Origin of the sequence: Butyrivibrio sp. AE3004, assembly GCF_000703165.1 — a bacterium.
GTDB lineage: Bacteria > Bacillota > Clostridia > Lachnospirales > Lachnospiraceae > Butyrivibrio.
The window spans coordinates 1507393-1528272 of record NZ_JNLQ01000002.1; the positions used below are offsets into that span (position 1 = coordinate 1507393).

The 20880-nt window shown below is 37.1% G+C and carries 16 protein-coding genes; all 16 read left to right on the top strand.

What is annotated here, in order from left to right; all coding sequences use genetic code 11:
* Positions 1-17: 17 nt before the first annotated feature.
* The 16 genes from BV60_RS0109650 (at position 18) to BV60_RS21920 (ending at position 20863) form a co-directional block, all read left to right on the top strand.
* Positions 18-2369, top strand: coding sequence for a peptidase U32 family protein (locus tag BV60_RS0109650; RefSeq protein WP_051656635.1), 2352 nt, complete (start codon positions 18-20; stop codon positions 2367-2369).
* Positions 2370-2381: 12 nt separating this feature from the next.
* Entirely contained in the window at positions 2382-3737 is a 1356-nt protein-coding gene (locus BV60_RS0109655; protein WP_029321305.1) for an FtsW/RodA/SpoVE family cell cycle protein, read from the top strand.
* Complete coding sequence (locus tag BV60_RS0109660; protein ID WP_029321306.1) at positions 3721-5145, top strand: peptidoglycan D,D-transpeptidase FtsI family protein; 1425 nt, start codon at positions 3721-3723, stop codon at positions 5143-5145. Before BV60_RS0109655 ends, BV60_RS0109660 begins: the two co-directional genes overlap by 17 nt.
* 3 nt (positions 5146-5148) lie before the next feature.
* On the top strand, positions 5149-5487 hold the full coding sequence (locus tag BV60_RS0109665; RefSeq protein WP_051656636.1) for a hypothetical protein: 339 nt from the start codon (positions 5149-5151) through the stop codon (positions 5485-5487).
* Complete coding sequence (locus BV60_RS0109670) at positions 5487-6569, top strand: hypothetical protein (RefSeq protein ID WP_029321309.1); 1083 nt, start codon at positions 5487-5489, stop codon at positions 6567-6569. Before BV60_RS0109665 ends, BV60_RS0109670 begins: the two co-directional genes overlap by 1 nt.
* 16 nt (positions 6570-6585) lie before the next feature.
* On the top strand, positions 6586-6984 hold the full coding sequence (locus tag BV60_RS0109675; RefSeq protein WP_029321311.1) for a GerW family sporulation protein: 399 nt from the start codon (positions 6586-6588) through the stop codon (positions 6982-6984).
* Between the two features lie 30 nt (positions 6985-7014).
* On the top strand, positions 7015-7548 hold the full coding sequence (locus BV60_RS0109680) for a hypothetical protein (protein ID WP_029321313.1): 534 nt from the start codon (positions 7015-7017) through the stop codon (positions 7546-7548).
* Between the two features lie 169 nt (positions 7549-7717).
* The gene (gene rpmB / locus BV60_RS0109685) at positions 7718-7903 is read left to right on the top strand and encodes a 50S ribosomal protein L28 (protein WP_022759940.1); all 186 of its coding nucleotides are present in this window, start codon (positions 7718-7720) and stop codon (positions 7901-7903) included.
* 121 nt (positions 7904-8024) lie between these two features.
* Positions 8025-8387 carry an Asp23/Gls24 family envelope stress response protein gene (locus tag BV60_RS0109690; protein WP_029321315.1) on the top strand — a complete coding sequence of 121 codons (363 nt, stop codon included), beginning with the start codon at positions 8025-8027 and terminating at the stop codon, positions 8385-8387.
* Positions 8388-8403: 16 nt separating this feature from the next.
* The gene (locus BV60_RS0109695; RefSeq protein ID WP_029321317.1) at positions 8404-10173 is read left to right on the top strand and encodes a DAK2 domain-containing protein; all 1770 of its coding nucleotides are present in this window, start codon (positions 8404-8406) and stop codon (positions 10171-10173) included.
* A 1-nt stretch (position 10174) separates the two neighbouring features.
* Positions 10175-12241, top strand: a complete 2067-nt coding sequence (gene recG, locus BV60_RS0109700; RefSeq protein ID WP_029321319.1) for an ATP-dependent DNA helicase RecG — start codon at positions 10175-10177, stop codon at positions 12239-12241.
* Between the two features lie 66 nt (positions 12242-12307).
* Positions 12308-13177 (top strand): DegV family protein, encoded by an 870-nt coding sequence (locus tag BV60_RS0109705; protein ID WP_029321320.1) that lies wholly within the window; start codon positions 12308-12310, stop codon positions 13175-13177.
* 37 nt (positions 13178-13214) lie between these two features.
* Entirely contained in the window at positions 13215-15137 is a 1923-nt protein-coding gene (locus tag BV60_RS0109710; RefSeq protein WP_029321321.1) for a DNA gyrase/topoisomerase IV subunit B, read from the top strand.
* A 78-nt stretch (positions 15138-15215) separates the two neighbouring features.
* Positions 15216-17453 (top strand): DNA gyrase/topoisomerase IV subunit A, encoded by a 2238-nt coding sequence (locus tag BV60_RS0109715; protein ID WP_029321322.1) that lies wholly within the window; start codon positions 15216-15218, stop codon positions 17451-17453.
* Positions 17454-17467: 14 nt separating this feature from the next.
* Positions 17468-18016, top strand: coding sequence for a 16S rRNA (guanine(966)-N(2))-methyltransferase RsmD (gene rsmD / locus BV60_RS0109720; protein ID WP_029321323.1), 549 nt, complete (start codon positions 17468-17470; stop codon positions 18014-18016).
* Positions 18017-18109: 93 nt separating this feature from the next.
* Positions 18110-20863 (top strand): Ig-like domain-containing protein, encoded by a 2754-nt coding sequence (locus BV60_RS21920; protein WP_051656637.1) that lies wholly within the window; start codon positions 18110-18112, stop codon positions 20861-20863.
* The last annotated feature ends 17 nt before the right edge of the window (positions 20864-20880 follow it).

Here is a 20880-nt window from a genome sequence, read left to right on the forward strand (position 1 = left end):
AATGAGGTTGTTTACCTATGCGTAAAGTTGAACTACTATCACCGGCCGGAAATTATGAAACAATGGTTGGAGCATTTAATGCCGGAGCAGATGCTGTTTATCTCGGCGGACAGGGGTTTGGAGCAAGAGCATTTGCTGATAATTTTTCGAATGAGGAAGTTATTCAAGCTATAAAATACGCCCATATGCACGGCAAGAAGATTTATCTTACGGTAAACACGTTGCTTAAAGAAAATGAAATCCCTGAATTTAAAGCTTTTTTTGCTCCTTTTGCAGAAGCGGGGCTTGATGGTGCTATTATTCAGGATTTCGGTGTTTTCAGGATTATCAGGGAAAATTTTCCGTCTGTCGAACTGCATGTAAGTACTCAGATGACTATAACCGGAAAAGGCGGTGCAAACCTTCTTATGGATCTTGGTGCAAAACGTGTAGTTCCTGCAAGAGAACTATCTTTACAGGAAATAGAAGATATTCATAATAATTGCAAATTTCAAAATGGTGAAAGTGTCGAAATTGAGGCATTTATTCATGGTGCTATGTGCTATTGCTATTCCGGTGCATGCCTATTTTCAAGCATGGTTGGCGAGCGAAGCGGTAACAGAGGACGATGCGCACAGCCATGCAGACTTCCTTATAAAAACGGTAAAAGGGAATGCTATCCGTTAAGTCTTAAGGATATGTGTATGGTTGACAGGATTCCTGAACTTATAGAGGCGGGAATTGATTCCTTTAAAATCGAAGGCCGTATGAAAAAACCGGAATATGCTGCCGGAGTAACCTCTATATACAGAAAATATATTGATAAATATTATGAACTTGCCGAAAATGATAAGGAATTCAAAAAGGGAAAAATAAAACTCGAAGCATCCTCTGAAGACAAGAGGTTACTTTCTTTCTTATATCTTCGTTCAGAAATAGGAGAAGGTTACTATTTCAGACATAACAGTCCTGATATGGTAACAATAGATAACCCTGCTTATAACGGTTCCGATGACAACGTTCTAAGCGATATCAGAAATAGATATTTAACAGGTGAGAAAAAAGTTAAAATAAGCGCATCAGGGAAATTTAAAATAGGACAACCGGCAGAATTTAAACTTGCTATTTTTGATAATACAAGACCGGATAATAACATACAGATAACAGCTTTTTCCGACAATGTTCAGGAAGCTGTAAAAAAGCCTATGACTGAAGATGACATAAATAAACAGCTTTCAAAATTTGGAAATACTTTTTTTGAGCTTCGTGATATAACTCTTGAAATGGATGAAAAAGGAATTTTTATTCCAAATAAGTCACTAAATGAGCTTAGGAGAGATGCCTGCGATAAATTAGAAAAAGCTATAGAAGAATTTGCATCCAATAATGTTCAGGATAATTTCTATTCCAATGAAAATACGGGATACTTTAATAAAGCACTTTCAGGTATTGAAGAAGATAAACCGGACTTTTCAGTGACTGTAATGGACTCTAAACAGCTTAAGGCGACTGCTGATCACATTAGAAAATCTGATAAAAGATATAGAATATATGTTGACAGCAGAATTCTATTTAATGATAGTGATCTTTTAAAGGATATACCGCAAAATGCCTGCGTTTACGTTGCGCTTCCTTATGTTCTCAGAAATGAGACTTTTATTGATGGTCATTCTGAAATTGGGGATATTCTGGAAAAGACTTCTGAGTATAATCTTAAAGGCATTCTTGTAAGAAACCTTGAAGAATTATTCGTTATAAAAAAAGCGGGATATAAAGGTGATGTTATTCCGGATTATGGTCTTTATATGTGGAATCATGAAGCTTTTTCACTGTATAATGAATTGTTTAAAGAACATAAGCTTTCGGGATTTAACTTACCGTTGGAACTCAATATTCACGAAATGGGCGAATTCCTTGATGCACTTTATAATAATTTTGATGCAGATGCAAAATCCAAACTACCTGAAGCCGGGATCATGGTTTATGGAAGAGTGCCAATGATGATTTCAGCCGGTTGTATAAAGAATACTTTGGAAAGCTGCACCGGAAAAAGAGGAAAAATTACTGAATATGGGGAAACAAATATAGTCGACCGAACCGGCAGAGTACTTCCTGTAACATATGATTGCAGACACTGCTCAAATATTATATGGAACAGTGTTCCGGTTTCTTTATTTAAAAAGACTAAAAAGCTTATTGCCTTTGCGCATAAATATAATGTTGTTTACAGAATTGATTTTACTACTGAATCTGAAAAAGAGGTTTCAGAGATTTTAAAGGCCTATGGTGTAATTTTGTGTGATAATAAAGACACTGGCAAAATGAAATATGATGAACTGTTATCAACAAAAGAATATACTGCAGGACATTTTGAGAGGAGCGCGGATTAAGCTGCGTTTTTTATGGAATTATATTTAACTGAGATTTCTAAATATGTGATTGCGGGAAGCATGGCGTTTTATACGATTTTCAGCTTCCTGGTTTTCATGTATAAAGGCGAATTTCGAAGAAAATGGATATATGCAATACAGACAGTTTTCCTGTTTGCGACTCAGTTTGCATGCTTTATTCAGATAATCGCACAGACAGGCTCGAAGAGATATTTTTTATTGCTGATGATACAATCGCTGGTACTTATAACTACCATATCTTTGTTCAGACTTGTCTATCCTGACGGCAACAGGCTTTTGATTAATAATATGTGCATGCTGCTGATGGTTGGAATGATCATGATAACCAGAATATCCTATGGAAAAGGGATAAGACAGTTTGTTATTGCGAGTGCATCTATTGTTATCGCTTTCATTATTCCGGAAGTTATATTCAGAATGGCATTTCTTGAAAGATGGGGATGGTTATTTGCCGGAGCTGGACTTGTTATTTTGCTTATCTTACTTATATACGGCTCTGTAGCTAACGGCTCGAAAATCAATTTCAGAATAGCCGGATTGTCATTTCAACCTCAGGAAATGGTTAAGCTGATTTATGTGTTTTTTATAGCGTCAATCCTTTCCAGGAAAAATGATTTTAAGACAGTGGCAGTTGTTACGTTTCTGGCTGCTGCGCATGTAATAATCCTTGTTTTATTAAAGGATCTTGGAAGCGCACTCATATATTTTGTTGTATATATTTGTGTACTTTTTGTTGCTACAGGCAATGCGCTTTACCTTATTTCGGGCTTCGGTTCAGGTGCTGCGGCCAGCGTTGTCGCATACAAAATATTTCCACATATTCAACAAAGAGTTTCTGCCTGGAGTGATCCCTGGACGCAGATTGATTCAACGGGATATCAGGTTACGCAATCTCTTTTTGCAATAAGCGGAGGGGGCCTTTGGGGACTTGGTTTGTATGGTGGAACCCCGACTTCAATTCCTTACGTAGAAGAGGATTTCATGTTCGCTGCAATAGCAGAAGAGCTGGGTATTATTTTTGCTTCCTGCGTTATTGCTATATGTGTTTCAACATTTTTAATGATACTTCTTGAAGCCTATAAAATTAAAAGTAACTTCGGTAAACTTTTATGTGTCGGACTTGGCGTGATGTACATATTCCAGGTTTTTCTTACTGTTGGAGGGGACTCAAAATTTATACCGCTTACGGGTGTGACTCTTCCCCTGGTAAGTTATGGCGGAACTTCGGTTATGGTCACGATTATTATGCTTGCACTGGTTGAAGGACAGTGTCTTGTCAGAACCGATGAACGCTATCAGGAGTATTTAAAAAGAAAGAGGGAAAAGATAAATGAAGGAAAACAATAAATCTTATCCCATACTCTTAATAGGCGGTGCATTTGTTTTATTGTTTATCTGCATGATAAGCTACATTTGTATCTATGCCATAAAAAACGAAAGAGTTATGTTTGATAACAGCTATAATGCTCATCAACAGCTTCTAAAGACCCAGAATACAAGGGGAACCATTTATGCATCCGATGGACAGGTTTTGGCAAAAACGGTTACTGATGCTAATGGGAACGAATCAAGAGAATATCCTTTTGGCAAAGTTTTTTCTCATGTTATCGGATTTGCCGTAAACGGAAGAAGCGGAATAGAAAACCTGGCAAATTACTATCTTATAAATTCCAATGCTACCTTAAAGAGTAAGGCACAGGCCAGGGAGAATGAAATGAAGTTTCCGGGAGATAATGTATATACGACTCTCGATGTGGACCTTCAGCAGACAGCATATGAAGCATTATCAGCTCATAAAGGAGCAATAATAGTAACCGAAGTAGATACAGGAAGAGTGCTTTGTCTTGTATCAAAACCTGATTTTGACCCATCCACAATACAAAAAGACTGGGATTCTATTACTGAAGACAAAGACAACACTCAGCTTTTAAACAGGGTATCTCAAGGACTTTATCCACCCGGGTCAACCTTTAAGATAGTCACATCACTTGAGTATTACAAAGAAAAAGGTGATGAATATCTTGATTATCATTATAATTGTAACGGGAAGTTTACTTCCGGTAACGATACTATAAGGTGCTTTCACGGTGAAAGCCATGGTGCTTTGGATTTTCAGACATCGTTTGCAAAATCCTGTAATTCATCATTTGCTAACATAGCACTTCAGCTGGATAAAAATGCATTTGGAAAGACTTTGGATGAGCTTATGTTTAATTCAGATCTGCCGTGGGATATGAATTATTCAAAGTCAACTGCTTTTTGCAGCAGTGCTTTAAGTGACGCAGATACAATGCAGCTTGGCATCGGTCAGGGTACTACAACTGTAACACCGCTTCATATAAATCTTATAACGTTGGCTATTGCTAATGACGGAATTCTTATGAGGCCAAGATTTATTGATAAGGTTGTTACGGAAGATGGTAAGGATATAGAGGTGTTTAAGCCGGAAACTTATAAAAAGATAATGTCTGAAGATGAATCATATTTTTTAAAGAATATGATGGAAAAGGTTATAACTATTGGAACTGCTTCAAGACTAAAAGGACTTGAATATACTGCTGCAGGTAAAACCGGTTCAGCAGAGTTTAAGGATAGTACATCGGATTCTCACGCCTGGTTTACAGGATATGCTCCTGCAGAAAATCCTGAAATCGCAGTAACAATTATTGTTGAAAATGCAGGTTCAGGTGGAGAGTACGCTGTTCCTATTGCTAAAAGATTGTTTGACTGCTATTTTGCAAAAACAGGGGAGTGAGTTTTGTCAATTAAGGGTTTTTGTTCATTTTATTCAAATCTGTACATAGGAGATTCGATAAAGAAGCCAAGACTTGTAAAATGGAAACTAAGGCATGGTGCAGGTCAGCTTTTTATCTATGTTATAACTGCGTCAGAGACTAAAAACGGACAACTTGAAATTATGCATTGCGCCAATCTTAAACAAAAGTATTATCTTAGGCATCCCGCATTTGTTTACGGAATAGCGGGGAATTATAACGAGGCCGTGGAAATGGTGGTACAGATTTGCAATAAAGCGTGTGAAAGCGGAATGGACGGAGACATAAAAGGATATTTGGGAATGCTTTTGGGGGATAATTAATGGGGATTTTTCTGACCATCTTGAAAATTGCAGGCATTACATTGCTGTCAGTGCTTTGTTTTGTTATTTTTTTGATTCTGCTGATATTGTTTGTTCCCATTAGATATAAGGCTCATGCCGTGATAAAAGAGACAGATTTGGAAAAAGAAGCCGGGAAATTAAAAGATAATATTATCGCAGATGCTTCTTTTAGCTGGCTCTTACATATTTTAAGCGGGGGAATTTCTTATCCTGAATCAAAAGAGTTTAAGGTAAAGGTATTATTTTTTACGGTATTTCCTCCGAAAAATAAAAAGAATGATGCTTTAAGTGATGATACGGCAGAATATGACCTTGATGACAAGTCAGAAAATGGTCTTTCTGCAGAATTATTGAAATCACCGGATGACGAGGCTGAAATTGATGATTTAATAGAATCGGATACTAAAAATGACATTTCTTTAGATGGGTCTGATACATCCGATAGTATTAAGGAAACTAAAACTACTGACATTGTTGATGAGCCTGAAGCGTCTGACAGTAGTTATGGAGATATTGGTAATTTCGCATCAAAAGATGAATCGCAAAAGGACTTTGAAAATAAAGACGATGAAAAGGTCGATAAGGCAGGATTTTTTGAACTGCTGAACAAAATTTTTACTACTGTTGTAAAAATAATAAAAATACCACAGGATGTATTTACTAAAATCCAATATACAATATCTAGAATTTATGCTAAGATAGATATGGTTAAAAATACGTTAAATAACGATATTTTCAAGCGTGCATTTAACGTTTCCAAAAAACAATTTATCAGAGTTTTGAAGAAGGTCATTCCACGCAAATTTAAAGCTAAATTTGTGATTGGGATGTCAGATCCTACTATAACTGCTGATATTCTTGCAGCTTATGGTGTTATGTATCCGGTTCTTTTAAATAAGGTGTTTATAGTTCCTGATTTTGAAAATCAGGTTATAGCAGGGGAAACTTATATAAAAGGAAAAATAACCGTTTTTACCATAGTTTGGGCTGCGGCAGTACTTTATTTTAATAAGGATGTAAAGAAGACTGTTAAAAGATTTAAGAAAATAATTAATTCATAATAGGGGAGATATTTTTATGGGAGATTCAAAATTTAATTCCGTTGTTGATTCTCTAATGAATGGCATGAATACAATTATGGGTGCCAAAACTGTAGTCGGTGAAGCTACAAAGGTTGGTGATACCATCATTGTTCCACTTGTTGATGTATCGTTTGGTGTTGGTGCAGGTGCAAGTGATGCTGACAAGAAGAATTCGGGAGCCGGCGGATTTGCGGCTAAAATGTCGCCAAGTGCGGTTCTTGTAATAAAAAATGGTCAGACAAAATTGGTTAATATCAAGAATCAGGATGCTGTAACAAAAATCCTGGATCTTGTTCCGGATATTGCTGATCGCTTCATGAATCGCGATAATGACATGATGGATAATGACAGCGCAGTAGATATTGCATTTCCTGAAGAAGAAAACCTTGAGTAATTTGTTGTTGTATAGGGGGTTGGGTTCCGTATGGAAAAGTTTATTAGTGAGGAAAAAATTGACAAGGCTACTGAGGAAGAACTACTTGAAATGAAACTCTGGATTTACAAAGAAAGCCAGAGACTTGAACATGAGCAGATTATTGTTGACCGAAAGGTTGCTGAGATTGAGAAGGAAATGAATAATTTCCGTGACAGATTTCAGTTTGAGAGAAGCAAATTTGAGCATGATAAACAGAAATTTCAAGACGACAAGGTTTTATTTGATCAACAGATAGAAATATTAAAAGAAGGCTTTGATAAGCTTAATGTTGATAAAAAGAAGCTTGAACGTGAACGCAAGAAGTTCGAACAGGAGAAGGGATATTTAAGAGAAGAAGAATACAGCAGAGCAGAATTCTTTTTTGAAGGCGTTAATTCTCTTTTGGCACTTAAGAAAAGATATCGTGATCTTATGAAAATATATCATCCGGACAATATGTGCGGAGATCACAGGATTTGCGATATGATCAATGAAGAATATAATATTCTTTTGAGACAATTCGATGCTTATATGAAAGCATAAAATTCTAATTTCTTTGTAAATATTTAATTAGTACTTGCATTCACTTAACATTTCTGATAATATATCTGATGTTGCGAATATTTATTTTGAAGATAATGTTTTACAAAGCTTTTTGGCTTTGGAATGCAACATAATTGTTAACAAATATGGCTTATAAGGAGGTGTCAAAGTGGCTAAGTGTGAAGTATGCGGCAAGAGCGTTCATTTCGGTAACAACGTAAGCCATTCCCATAGAAAGAGCAATAGAATCTGGAATGCTAACGTACATAAGGTTGCTGTTAAAGTTAATGGTGGAACTAAGAGAATGAACGTTTGTACAAGCTGTCTCAGATCCAAAAAGGTTGAGCGTGCTTAATCTTTTTTCATTATGTTTTGTATTTAATTAAAGGATTCACGCGAGTGAATCCTTTTTTTACTTCATTTTTTTATCGAGGTAGTTTATAATCGATTTATATGCTATTTAATGGAGGTGCAGTATGAAGTCTACTTCAATGAATACCCATATGGGCAGTATCGCTATAGATAATGAAGTAATCGCACAGTATGCAGGAGCAGTTGCTAACGAATGCTTTGGTATTGTTGGTATGGCTAATGTTAATGTAGCGGAGGGACTTGTAAGTCTCTTGAAGAAAGACAATATAAAAAGGGGAATCAATGTAACTGTTGGATCAAATCGAAAGCTTACATTGGATTTTCACGTAATAATAGCTTATGGCGTAAGTATTTCAGCTGTAACTGATAACCTTATAGATAATGTCAAATACAAGGTTGAGGAATTCACCGGCCTTGAAATAGAGAAGATAAATATCTTCGTCGAAGGCGTTCGCGTCATTGATTAAGGTCAAGGAGGGTAGAATTTTGAGTAACACTATAAATGCGTCTGATGTTAAAAAGATGTTTCTTGCAGGCGCAGGTAATCTGAATGCAAAAAAAGAATGGATAAATGAGCTTAACGTTTTTCCGGTTCCTGATGGTGACACAGGTACTAACATGACAATGACAATTATGTCTGCTGCCAAGGATGTTAAAGCATTGCCTGATGATGTAGATATGGGCAATCTTTGCAAAAACATTTATTCAGGTGCCATGAGAGGCGCAAGAGGTAATTCGGGCGTTATCCTTTCTCAGCTACTTAGAGGTTTTACAAAAGGCGTACGCGATCATAACGAACTTGATGCAACAATAATTGCTGATTCTTTCGATAAAGCAGTTGAAACAGCATATAAAGCTGTAATGAAGCCTAAGGAAGGTACTATTTTAACTGTTGCAAAGGGTGTGGCCGAAAAAGCAAAGGAACTTTCAAAAGAAGGTACTGAAGATCTTTCTGTATTTTTTGAAGAGACCATAAAGTATGGAGATGAAGTTCTCGCTAAAACACCTGATATGCTTCCTGTATTAAAACAGGCCGGTGTTGTTGATTCAGGCGGACAGGGACTTATGCAGGTCCTTAAGGGCGCACTTGATGCTTATCTTGGTAAGGAAATTGATTATTCAATAGATGAAGCAGCAGCTACTCCTGTTTCAAAGAGAGTAAAAGCAGAAGCAGAGGTTGACATTAAGTTTGGTTACTGCACAGAGTTTATTGTACTTCTTAATAAGCCACTTAATGTTAAACAGGAGATAGATTTTAAAGGTTTCCTTGAATCTATCGGTGATAGTATAGTAATGGTTGCAGATGATGAAATCTGTAAAGTTCATGTTCATTCCAATGATCCCGGTCTTGCTATTCAGAGAGCTTTAATGTATGGTCAGCTTTCAAATATGAAGATTGATAATATGCGAATGGAACATCGTGAAAAGCTCTTCCACGAGACTGAAAGCGGCGCTTATGCAGAAATTGAGACTGAAATCAATGGTGCAGCAGAATCAACTCCTACATATAGTGCAGGTGATGATATCCCGCTTAAGGATACCGGTGCAAAAAAAGAGCCTGAATTTGTAAATGAAGAGCACAAGGAAATAGGTTTTGTTGCTGTCTGTGCCGGAGATGGACTTGCTGAGATTTTCAGAGGCCTAGGTGTTGATTATGTAATTGAGGGTGGTCAGACAATGAACCCCAGTACAGCAGATATCCTCGATGCAGCTTCTAAAGTAAATGCAGATACAGTATTTGTTTTGCCTAATAACAAAAATATTATTTTGGCGGCTAATCAGGCTAAGATAATGATGGAAGACAGAGAAGATAATAAGAGAATAGTTGTTATTCCTACAAAGACAGTCCCTCAGGGTATTACAGCTGCTATCAACTTTATGCCCGGTACTTCCGCAGAAGAGAATGAAGAGGGCATGAATGAGGCAATATCAACTGTTAAATCCGGAGAGATAACCTACGCTGTTCGTGATACCATGATCGATGATGTTACTATAAAACAAGGCGATTATATGGGTATAGGCGATAATGGCATACTCGGTGTAGGCGGTGATATAGATGATGTAACCGCAATGATGATTGATAAGATAGCAGATGATTCAACAGAACTTATCAGTTTATATTATGGTTCTGATATTAAGGAGGACGAAGCTAATACGCTTGGTGAACGCATTATCAATAAGTTCCCCAATTGCGATGTGGAAGTTCAATACGGTGGACAGCCGATTTACTATTATATTGTGAGTGCGGAGTAAAATGACGGGTAAAAAAAATCCTTCACTAATTGAACATGTATCTTCTTTAAAGGGCGTTGGCGATAAAAGCAGCGCCCTTTTTGAAAAGTGTGGAATAAAAACTGTTGAAGATTTACTTTCATACTATCCAAGAGACTATGATATTTGTAAGCAGATTATTAGCATTTCTGATTTACATGAGGGTGAGACCTCGGCAGTCAGAATAATGCTTTCGGGAAATATAGCTGTAAAGCACGTAAGGAACTTAAGCATTTTAACTTTTAAGGCATCTGACGAAACAGGCGAAATGCAAATTACTTATTTCAACATGCCTTTTATGAGAAACAATATAAAGCCCGGTCATTATTACGTGTTTAGGGGACTCGTTCAGAGAAAAGGCAGAAGTTTTGTAATGGAACAGCCCAAAATGTATAAAACTGAGGATTATCTTGAAATTATGGGATCCATGCAGCCAAGATATCCTTTGGTTAAAAGTCTTTCAAATCAGCTTATTATTAAAGTTATGAAACAGGCCATTAATTCCACTCCTTATCTAGAGGAAATGCTACCCGGATATATCAAAAGAGAGCTTGATTTGATGGATTACTCAGAAGCTGTAAGAAAAATACATTTTCCTGCAGATATGAATGAATATTTAATCGCAAGAAAACGTATTGCGTTTAACGAGCTTCTTCAGTTTGTGCTAAAGCTCAGATTTTTAAAAAGAGACGAAGAACAGTCAATTAATGACTATGTATACGATAATTCAACAATTTCTGATTCACTAATCACAAGACTTCCATATAATCTTACGAGAAAGCAATTGTTTATATGGGAAGAGATAAAGGCTGATCTTAAAGGACCTCATATTATGAACAGGCTTATTCAGGGTGATGTGGGATCCGGCAAAACTATATTGGCTTTTCTTGCTCTTTTGTTTACGGCAGAAAACGGTTATCAGGGAGCAATCATGGCTCCGACAGAGGTTTTGGCAAGGCAACATTTTGAAGCGTTTAATGAAATGTCACAAGAGTATGATCTTCCTGTCAGACCTGTTCTTTTGGTAGGTTCTCTTACTACCAAAGAAAAAAGAATTGCTTATGAGAAAATAGAAAACGGAGAAGCTAACTGTATAGTTGGTACCAATGCTCTGATACAGGAAAAAGTAAATTACAAAAAACTATCTCTTGTTATAACAGATGAGCAGCATAGATTTGGCGTAAAACAAAGAGAAAAACTGTCGGAAAAAGGTATGAATACCCATATTCTTGCAATGAGTGCTACGCCTATTCCAAGAACTTTGGCCATAATTCTTTACGGCGATCTTCATATATCAGTTCTGGATGAAATGCCCATGGGAAGGATTCCAATAAAAAATTGTGTTGTTGGTACACAGTACAGACCGAAAGCATACAAATTTATTTGTGATCAGGTAAAAGCAGGACATCAGGCATATGTGATATGTCCAATGATTGAAGAAGGTGAAATGGATGGAATGGAAAATGTTTCTGATTATACTGAAAAGCTAAGAAAAGCTTTGCCACGCGAAATAAGAATCGGGACTCTTCACGGAAAAATGAAGCCTTCAGAAAAAGAATCCATTATGAATGATTATGCCAACGGACTAATCGATGTTCTTGTTTCTACAACTGTTATTGAGGTAGGCATTAATGTACCGAATGCTACTGTAATGATGATTGAAAATTCGGAACGGTTCGGACTGGCACAGCTTCATCAGTTAAGAGGAAGAGTTGGACGTGGCAAAGTGCAATCATACTGTATTTTTATAAATACCTCCGGACGTGAAGAGGCAAAGGAACGTTTGGAGATTATGAATCATTCAAACGATGGTTTTAAAATCGCTGAAGAAGACTTAAAACAAAGAGGACCAGGAGATCTTTTCGGAATAAGACAAAGCGGAGAAATGGCATTTCATGTAGCTGACATCTATCAGGATGCTGCTTTGATCAAAGAAGCAGCAAGTCTTGCCGACAGGTTACTTATGGAAGATCCGGACCTTGTAATGGAAGAGAATGCACCTATAAAAGAATGGCTGAATTCAAATTCATTTGACTTTATTGCCTTATAAAAGTAAAATTTAGTAGAGTATGTGTTCGAATAATACAATATATAGTATAATTTCTCGGAGGAAATCATGTCAAAAGTAGCAATCATAACTGATACAAACAGTGGTATTATGCCGGCTGACGGTGAAGCTCTCGGAATAAAAGTTTTACCTACGCCTTTTATGATTGATGGTGTTGAATATTTAGAGGGAATTAATCTTACACAGGAAGATTTTTTCAAAAAACTTGCAGAGGGAGCAGACGTTTCGACAAGTCAGCCCAGTCCCGGTTCACTTCTTGAATTATGGGATTCGATGCTAAAAGAATACGATGAAATAGTTTACATCCCGCTCAGTAGCGGACTTTCCAGTTCATGTCAGACTGCAACTATGTTGGCAGCGGATGACTATGAAGGTAAAGTTTTTGTAGTCAATAATCAGCGCATATCCGTAACCATGAGACAGTCTGTACTCGATGCTATTGAAATGCGCGATAAGGGTATGAGCGGCAAAGAAATTAAGGATAAACTTGAAGAAGTGAAGTTTGAATCAAGTATATATATTATGCTTGATACTCTTTATTATCTGAAAAAAGGTGGGAGAATCACTCCTGCAGCAGCAGCACTTGGTACGCTGTTAAAGCTTAAACCGGTTCTTCAGATTCAGGGTGAAAAACTTGATGCTTTTGCTAAAGCAAGAACAGCTACGCAGGGAAAAAACATAATGATAAATGCAATGCTGTCTGATTTCGAGAACAGATTTGGCGGACTTGATGCACATGATGTTCATCTGTCAGGAGCGTATTCATATGATCTTGAAAAAGCAAATGAGTTTAAGAGTGAAGTAGAAAAAGCTTTTCCGGGATATGAAATGCATATGGATCCTTTGTCACTGGTCGTATCATGTCACATAGGTCCCGGTGCTCTGGCAATTGCATGTTCAAGAAAAATTCATGTATGAGGGTGAAAAAGTTATTAAATGAAATTGGGGAGTTTATATGTCTGTAAATAACAACTATGATGCGTCAAGCATTACAGTTCTTGAGGGTCTTGAAGCAGTAAGAATGAGACCCGGAATGTATATCGGAAGTGTTTCAACAAGAGGTCTTAATCACCTTGTTTATGAAATTGTGGACAATGCAGTTGATGAGCATCTTGCAGGTCATTGTTCACAGATTACCGTAACACTTAATCCTGACGGAAGTGCAACGATTGAAGATAACGGCCGCGGTATTCCTGTAGGAATGCATGCTAAAGGAATTACAGCTGAGCGTGTTGTTTTAACAATGCTGCATGCCGGTGGTAAATTTGATAATGCAGCTTACAAAACCAGTGGCGGTCTGCATGGTGTTGGTTCTTCCGTTGTCAATGCTTTATCTACCTGGCTTAAGGTTCAGATCAGAACTGATGGTCAGATTTATGAAGATGCCTATGAGAGAGGTGTACCTACAGTTGAATTAAAAGATGGTCTTTTGGAGCCTGTGGGTAAAACAAGAGATCATGGTACTACCATATCTTTTTTGCCTGATCCAACTATTTTTGAAAAGACTAGATTCAGAGAAGAAGATATAAAATCAAGGCTTCATGAAACTGCATATCTCAATCCTGAACTTACAATTATTTATATTGATGACAGACCGGGAACCGAAGAATATATAGAGTTCCATGAACCTGAAGGGATAACCGGATTTATTCGTGACATGAATAAATCCAAGGAAGCCGTTACCGATGTGATTTTTTACAGCGGTGAGAGCGAGGGCGTTTCTGTTGATGTTGCCCTTCAATACGTCAATGAATTTCATGAAAATATACTTGGTTTTTGTAACAATATTTATAATGCCGAAGGTGGTACTCACCTCACCGGCTTTAAAACCATGTTTACAAATATTATAAATCAGTATGCAAGAGAAATTGGTGTTTTAAAGGATAAAGATAATAACTTCAACGGTACTGATGTAAGAAACGGTATGACTGCTGTTGTCAGCATAAAGCATCCGGATCCCAGATTTGAGGGACAGACAAAAACAAAACTTGATAATCAGGATGCCGCAAAAATCGTATCTCAGATTACAGGTGAAGAGGTTACCAGATTTTTCGACAGAAATCTTGAAGTTTTAAAAGCTATAATCGGATGTGCTGAAAAAGCTGCAAAAATCAGGAAGACAGAAGAAAAAGCCAAGACAAATCTTCTCACAAAGCAGAAATATTCTTTCGATTCAAATGGAAAGCTTGCAAACTGTATTAGTAAAGATGCTTCAAAATGCGAAATCTTTATAGTTGAGGGAGATTCAGCCGGTGGAAGTGCCAAGATGGCAAGAAACCGTGAATTCCAGGCGATTCTTCCTATAAGAGGTAAAATCCTTAACGTTGAGAAGGCAAGTATTGATAAAATTCTTGCTAACGCTGAAATTAAAACAATGATAAATGCTTTTGGATGCGGATTTTCCGAAGGTTATGGTAATGATTTTGACATTTCAAAACTAAGATATGACAAGATTGTTATTATGGCCGATGCCGACGTTGATGGTGCTCATATAGCGACATTGTTGCTCACACTTTTTTACAGATTTATGCCGGAGCTTATTTTTGAAGGCCATGTTTATATAGCTATGCCACCTCTTTATAAGGCTATGCCGAGTAAGGGTAAGGAAGAGTATCTGTATGATGACGCAGCTCTTGATAGATATCGCAAAAATCATAAAGGCTCGTTCACACTTCAAAGATATAAGGGTCTTGGTGAGATGGATCCTCAGCAGTTATGGGAGACAACACTTGATCCCGAAAACAGAATGATGCGTCTTGTTGAAATTGAAGATGCGAAAATGGCTTCACATATGACAGAACTTCTTATGGGTAATGAAGTTCCTCCGAGACGTGATTTTATACATCAGCATGCTACAGACGCTGAACTGGATGTATAAGCTTTGATGAAAATGTTCTTGCGAATTATTTAAGCGGAACTTCCACTTTTAAATATAAACATAAAGAGGTTAATGTAAATGGAAGAAAAACTGATTCGTTCCGAGTATTCGGAAATAATGCAAAAATCGTATATTGATTACGCGATGAGTGTTATTGTAGCCCGTGCGCTTCCGGATATCAGGGATGGTCTTAAGCCTGTTCAGAGAAGAACTTTATATGATATGTATGAACTTGGTATCAGATATGACAGGCCATATCGTAAAAGTGCACGTATTGTCGGCGATACCATGGGTAAATATCATCCACATGGTGACAGCTCCATATATGATTCACTTGTAGTAATGACACAGAATTTTAAAAAAGCTGTACCGCTGGTTGACGGACATGGTAACTTTGGAAATATCGAAGGTGATGGCGCAGCCGCAATGCGATATACAGAAGCAAGACTTGCGCAGATAACACAGGAAAATTTTCTTGCGGATCTTGATAAAGACGTTGTGGATTTTGTTCCCAATTTCGATGAAACAGAGCGTGAACCTACGGTTTTACCTGTTAAAATCCCGAATTTTCTGATTAATGGTTCAGAAGGTATCGCTGTCGGAATGGCTACCAGTACTCCACCTCATAATCTTGCTGAAGTTATTGATGCTGAAATTGCTTTTATGCAGAATCCGGAACTTACTACCAAGCAGCTTATGAAATATATAAAAGGTCCTGATTTTCCTACGGGCGGAATTGTTATAAATAAAGACGATCTTCGTTCCATTTATGAAACCGGTCAGGGAAAGGTTCGTATCAGAGGAAAGGTAGAAACAGAAAAGGGAAAAGCCGGACACATAAATCTTGTTATAACAGAAATTCCATATACTATGATTGGTGCGGGCATAGGTAAATTCCTCTCTGATGTGGCCGATCTTGCTGAGAAGAAGATTACTAATGATATTGTTGATATTTCAAATCAGTCATCAAAAGAAGGTATCAGAATAGTAATCGAACTAAAGAAAGATACTGATGTAGAAAACTTTACAAACCTGCTGTATAAGAAAACAAAGCTTGAAGATACTTTTGGGGTTAATATGCTGGCCATATCTGATGGAAGGCCGGAAACAATGAGTCTTCATTCTATCCTGAAGGCTGTTGTTAACTTCCAGTTCGAAACAGCAACACGAAAGTATACGACACTGCTTCATAAAGAACAGGATAAAAAAGAGATACAGGAAGGTCTAATTAAGGCATGCAATGTAATAGACATTGTAATCGAAATACTTCGCGGTTCTAAAGACCGACCAATGGCTAAAGATTGTCTTGTAAACGGTAATACTGAAGGAATCAGATTTAAGAGTGAAGCCTCCCGTGCAATGGCTGCGCAGCTTCTCTTCACAGAAAGACAGGCTGATGCAATCCTTGAAATGAGACTATATAAACTCATCGGATTAGAGCTTGACGCACTTGTCAAAGAACATGAAGATACCATAGCCAAGATTTACAGATATGAGGATATCCTCGAAGATCATGAATCTATGTCTCTTGTAATTCAGAATGAACTCAGTGAGATAAGGAAAAAGTATGCAGTAAAGCGCAGAACCGTAATCGATAATGTCGAAGAAGCTGTATATGAAGAAAAGCCTGTAGAAGAAATAGATGTCGCATTTATCATGGACCGTTTTGGATATGCCAAGACAATAGATGTAACAACCTATGAGAAAAATCTTGAGACAATAAAGAATGATTTTAAGTACTCCTTTATTATGAAGAATACAGGAAAAGTCTGCGTATTTACTGCTAAAGGAAACCTGCATACAATTAAAGCAATGGATCTTCCTGCCGGCAGAATGAGAGATAAAGGTGTACCGATTGATAACCTTAGCGATTTTGACACAACAAGCGACCAGATAATTTATGTTTCTAGTCAGAGTAACCTTAATCTTTACAGAATAATGTTTGTTACCAAACAGGCAAATATGAAGCTTGTTGATGGCGGTGAATTTGATGTTACCAGAAGAACGGTTGCAGCTACAAAGCTTGCAGATGATGATGAAGTTATAAGTGTTCATGAAATACACGATATAAACACTGTAGTGCTTCAGTCGGAAAATGGTTTCTTCCTGAGATTTAATGTTGAAGAAATACCCGAAAAGAAGAAGAGCGCCGTTGGTGTTCGTGGAATGAGGCTTGGTGTAAAAGACCTTGTCAGAGAGGTTTTCTATTTGAAGGAAGCCGATGAACAGACCATTGAATATAACGGTAAGAAATTAGTGCTTGATCATCTTAAAATAACAAGCAGAGATACAAAAGGAACTAAAGTCAGACTATAATATTTGGAGATTATATGAGAGTAATTGCAGGAGAAGCGAGAAGACTTAAGCTCGTGACACCGGAAGGTAATGATACAAGACCTACACAGGACAGAATAAAAGAGACTCTTTTTAACATGCTTCAAAATGATGTTCCCGGTGCTGTTTTTGTGGACGTGTTCGCAGGAAGCGGCGGTATAGGAATTGAAGCACTCTCGAGGGGGGCTAAAAAGGCATATTTTATAGAAAATAATATAAAAGCTGTAAAATGTATCAATCAGAACTTACAGACTACAAAATTTGAAGACAGAGGAACTGTTTTAAAACAGGATGTTCTTGTCGGGTTGAAAAACATTAAGGAAAAAGAAGTGGATCTGATTTTTGTTGACCCACCTTATGAATCCGGTTTATATGAGAGAACTTTTGAGCTTCTTTCAAGATTACCATATGTAACTGAATACACAATGCTTATTGCTGAATGTAATCTGGATATGGATTTATCGGTTTTTGAAGATGCCGGATTTGAGATTGTAAAAGAAAAAAGATATAAGACAAATCAGCATGTTTTCTTGAAAAAAGCATGATGTCTTGTGGGCAGAATAAGGAAAATATCTACAAGAACATTTAATCAATAATTGCTTAAAGTTTTAACGGAATAACTACAAAGGGGAATAAACGTGAAAAAAGTGATTTTGGGAAAGAGTGGACTGGCACTTCTCTTAAGCTGTGCCATTGTTGCTGAAAGCAATATATCTTTAACTGCTTCAGCTGCAGAAATTACAGAACCTGTAATTCAGGAAATTGATGATCAAACAGATGATGAAGTTATCAAATTGAATGAAAATGCAGATGTAAATAATCTTGAAGATTTGAATCCGGTTTTGTTTACTGAACAGGCTGTTTCTGACGGAAATGCAGAAACTTCTTCTGATATCAATGAATCATCTGATTCAAAAAATGATAATGAAGAAATTCCGGAAGATGTAAACGCATCTGAATATGAACAAGCTTCAGAAAATGGTCACAACGATGAAGGCTTGCAGACACCACGGGCTGAACAGGGGACTGAAGATGCTGAGGATAACGGGGATTTAGAATCAAACAAAAGTGATGAGGCTGTAACTGACGGAAATATTAAAAATGCAGTATCCGATGGAAATGCAGCTGAAATATCAGAGACTTTTGATTATGAAACATATGTAGACGGATATAAAATAAAGCTTCATGCATTTGCCGGTGTCATACCTGACAATACTGATGTTTCTGTAAAAAAGGTTGTAAGTGTTGATGGCAAAAAGACAGATGATCTTGTAAACGAAGTACTTCCTTCAGAATCTGTCGTTTTTGATTCTGCATCTTTTGATATAACTTTACTAAATGACGGACAGGAGATAGAGCCAAACGGGCCTGTTCAGGTAGAAATTACTTTATCAGATGAACTTGCAGAAGCTAATTCTGAGAATGAGTCAACTTCAGTTCAGGTTTTTCATATTGAAGATGATACTACCACAACTGAAGTCCGTGCGGAAGTAAATGGAATCGATTCACAGGATAATTCTGAAGCACCTTCAATCGGTGAGTCCGATTATTCATTAAACGTTTATAATGACAATGCTACAGATATCTATGATGATAGCGATGAAACAGTTGTACGTTACGAAGCAGACAGCTTTTCCGTTTATGATGTTTCCGTAGTTCTTAACTTTACTACTTCGGATCCTTATGCTGCAATAAACCCTGTTTATGATGGTATAATAAATCTTGGAGAGGATGAGCTTCAGGCTTTGGGTGAAGGTCTTGACTCAACCGTACATGTAAAAACTCTTCTTTCCTCAGGAGGAAAATGCACTTCTGTCCAGGAGATGGGTGAAGCTGCAAGAAGAGGAATTATGGCAAGACAGACACCTGTAACAATAGACTTTAAACTTCCTGGTATATATAATCAGACAAGCATATTGAATGCATTATTGCCTATAATGTACGAGCACACAGGTGTGCCTAATGAAGGTGATTATGTAAGATGGGCATTTTGCGGTATATCACAGAAAACTACTGTTGCATATGCAAATGATTCGTCTTATGGTACAGTACAACTTGCATTTAAATATACACATAATGCCCAGCAGGAAGTAGATACAACAAATGCTATTAATGCTCTTGTTAAGAACCTTAATTTACAAGGGCTTTCAAGTGACTATGACAAGGCAAGGAAAGCTTACGACTGGATTTGTACTAACGTAACATATGATTATGACTATAAAAACAAAGAAGCTATAGGCGATTACAGTCCGTATTCATGCTATACAGCTGTTGTAAAGCATTCAACTGTATGTGAAGGTTATTCACTTTTATTTTACAGGATGATGCTCATGTCAGGTGTAGATGCAAGGCTTATTTCAGGTGATGGCGGACAAGAGGGTGAAGCCGGTCCTCATGGATGGAATATAGTAAAAATAGGAAATATTTATTATAATCTTGATTCCACCTGGGGCTCTGAGTTTGGAAATAACAGATATATATGGTTTTTAAGAGGAAGCAAGAACTTTGACACGACTGTTTTGACTAATGGTTCTATAACCTTAAAATTTGTACATACAAGATATGCTGAATGCTCAACTCCGGAATTTAACAGAATATATCCTACAAGTGTAACTGACTATAATAACGCTAATTATAATTCAGCAGCAGTAACGATTTCTCTTAACGCATCAAATATGACTTTAGGTGTAGGAGCAAGTACAACGCTTCAGGCTACTGTTTCACCTGCTTCAGGGCAGGGGGTTATTTGGAGTTCCTCTGATGATAATGTTGCAGCAGTAAATAGTAACGGTACAGTAACAGGTTTAAAATGCGGAGAATGTGAGATATTTGCAACTACTGTTTTCGGAGGAAAAAAAGCACGATGCCGCGTCCTTGTAACTGACGGAAAAGTAAAAAATGTTGAAGTAGCTTCTTCAACAATAACAATATTTGCTGGAAGCAAAGCAAATGTTAATGCAACTGTATTTCCTGAATGGGCTTCCAACAAAGGAATTAAGTATAAGTCTTCCAATAAGAGTATTGCTACCGTAAACAAAAAAGGTATAATCACAGCCAGAAAAAAAGGTAAATGTTATATAACCTGCACATCCAAAGATGGCGGACTACAGACCAAAGTAACGGTTATTGTAAAGAAGTCAGTAAGAGTTAAATCTATCAAATTAAATAAAAAGAAATTAAAGCTGGCTGTTGGTAGCGCCTATACTCTTGGTGTTAACTTTAAACCAAAGAAAGCAACAAACAAAGAGGTTACCTGGAAGAGCAGTAAACCCGGTATTGTATCGGTTGATGCAAACGGAAATATTTATGCGTTATCAAAAGGTAAAGCCAAGATTACCGCAAAATCTGTTGATGGTAAGCATAAGGCTACATGTACTGTAGTAGTTAAGTAAAATGGTAGCCAGTGACT

Coding starts and splice junctions, on each gene's coding strand:
- recG (WP_029321319.1), top strand. CDS start 10,175: ATGACGGGTAAAAAAAATCCTTCACTAATTGAACATGTATCTTCTTTA.
- BV60_RS0109680 (WP_029321313.1), top strand. CDS start 7,015: ATGGAAAAGTTTATTAGTGAGGAAAAAATTGACAAGGCTACTGAGGAA.
- BV60_RS0109650 (WP_051656635.1), top strand. CDS start 18: ATGCGTAAAGTTGAACTACTATCACCGGCCGGAAATTATGAAACAATG.
- BV60_RS0109710 (WP_029321321.1), top strand. CDS start 13,215: ATGTCTGTAAATAACAACTATGATGCGTCAAGCATTACAGTTCTTGAG.
- BV60_RS0109670 (WP_029321309.1), top strand. CDS start 5,487: ATGGGGATTTTTCTGACCATCTTGAAAATTGCAGGCATTACATTGCTG.
- BV60_RS0109690 (WP_029321315.1), top strand. CDS start 8,025: ATGAAGTCTACTTCAATGAATACCCATATGGGCAGTATCGCTATAGAT.
- BV60_RS0109655 (WP_029321305.1), top strand. CDS start 2,382: ATGGAATTATATTTAACTGAGATTTCTAAATATGTGATTGCGGGAAGC.
- BV60_RS0109675 (WP_029321311.1), top strand. CDS start 6,586: ATGGGAGATTCAAAATTTAATTCCGTTGTTGATTCTCTAATGAATGGC.
- BV60_RS0109705 (WP_029321320.1), top strand. CDS start 12,308: ATGTCAAAAGTAGCAATCATAACTGATACAAACAGTGGTATTATGCCG.
- BV60_RS0109715 (WP_029321322.1), top strand. CDS start 15,216: ATGGAAGAAAAACTGATTCGTTCCGAGTATTCGGAAATAATGCAAAAA.
- rsmD (WP_029321323.1), top strand. CDS start 17,468: ATGAGAGTAATTGCAGGAGAAGCGAGAAGACTTAAGCTCGTGACACCG.
- BV60_RS0109660 (WP_029321306.1), top strand. CDS start 3,721: ATGAAGGAAAACAATAAATCTTATCCCATACTCTTAATAGGCGGTGCA.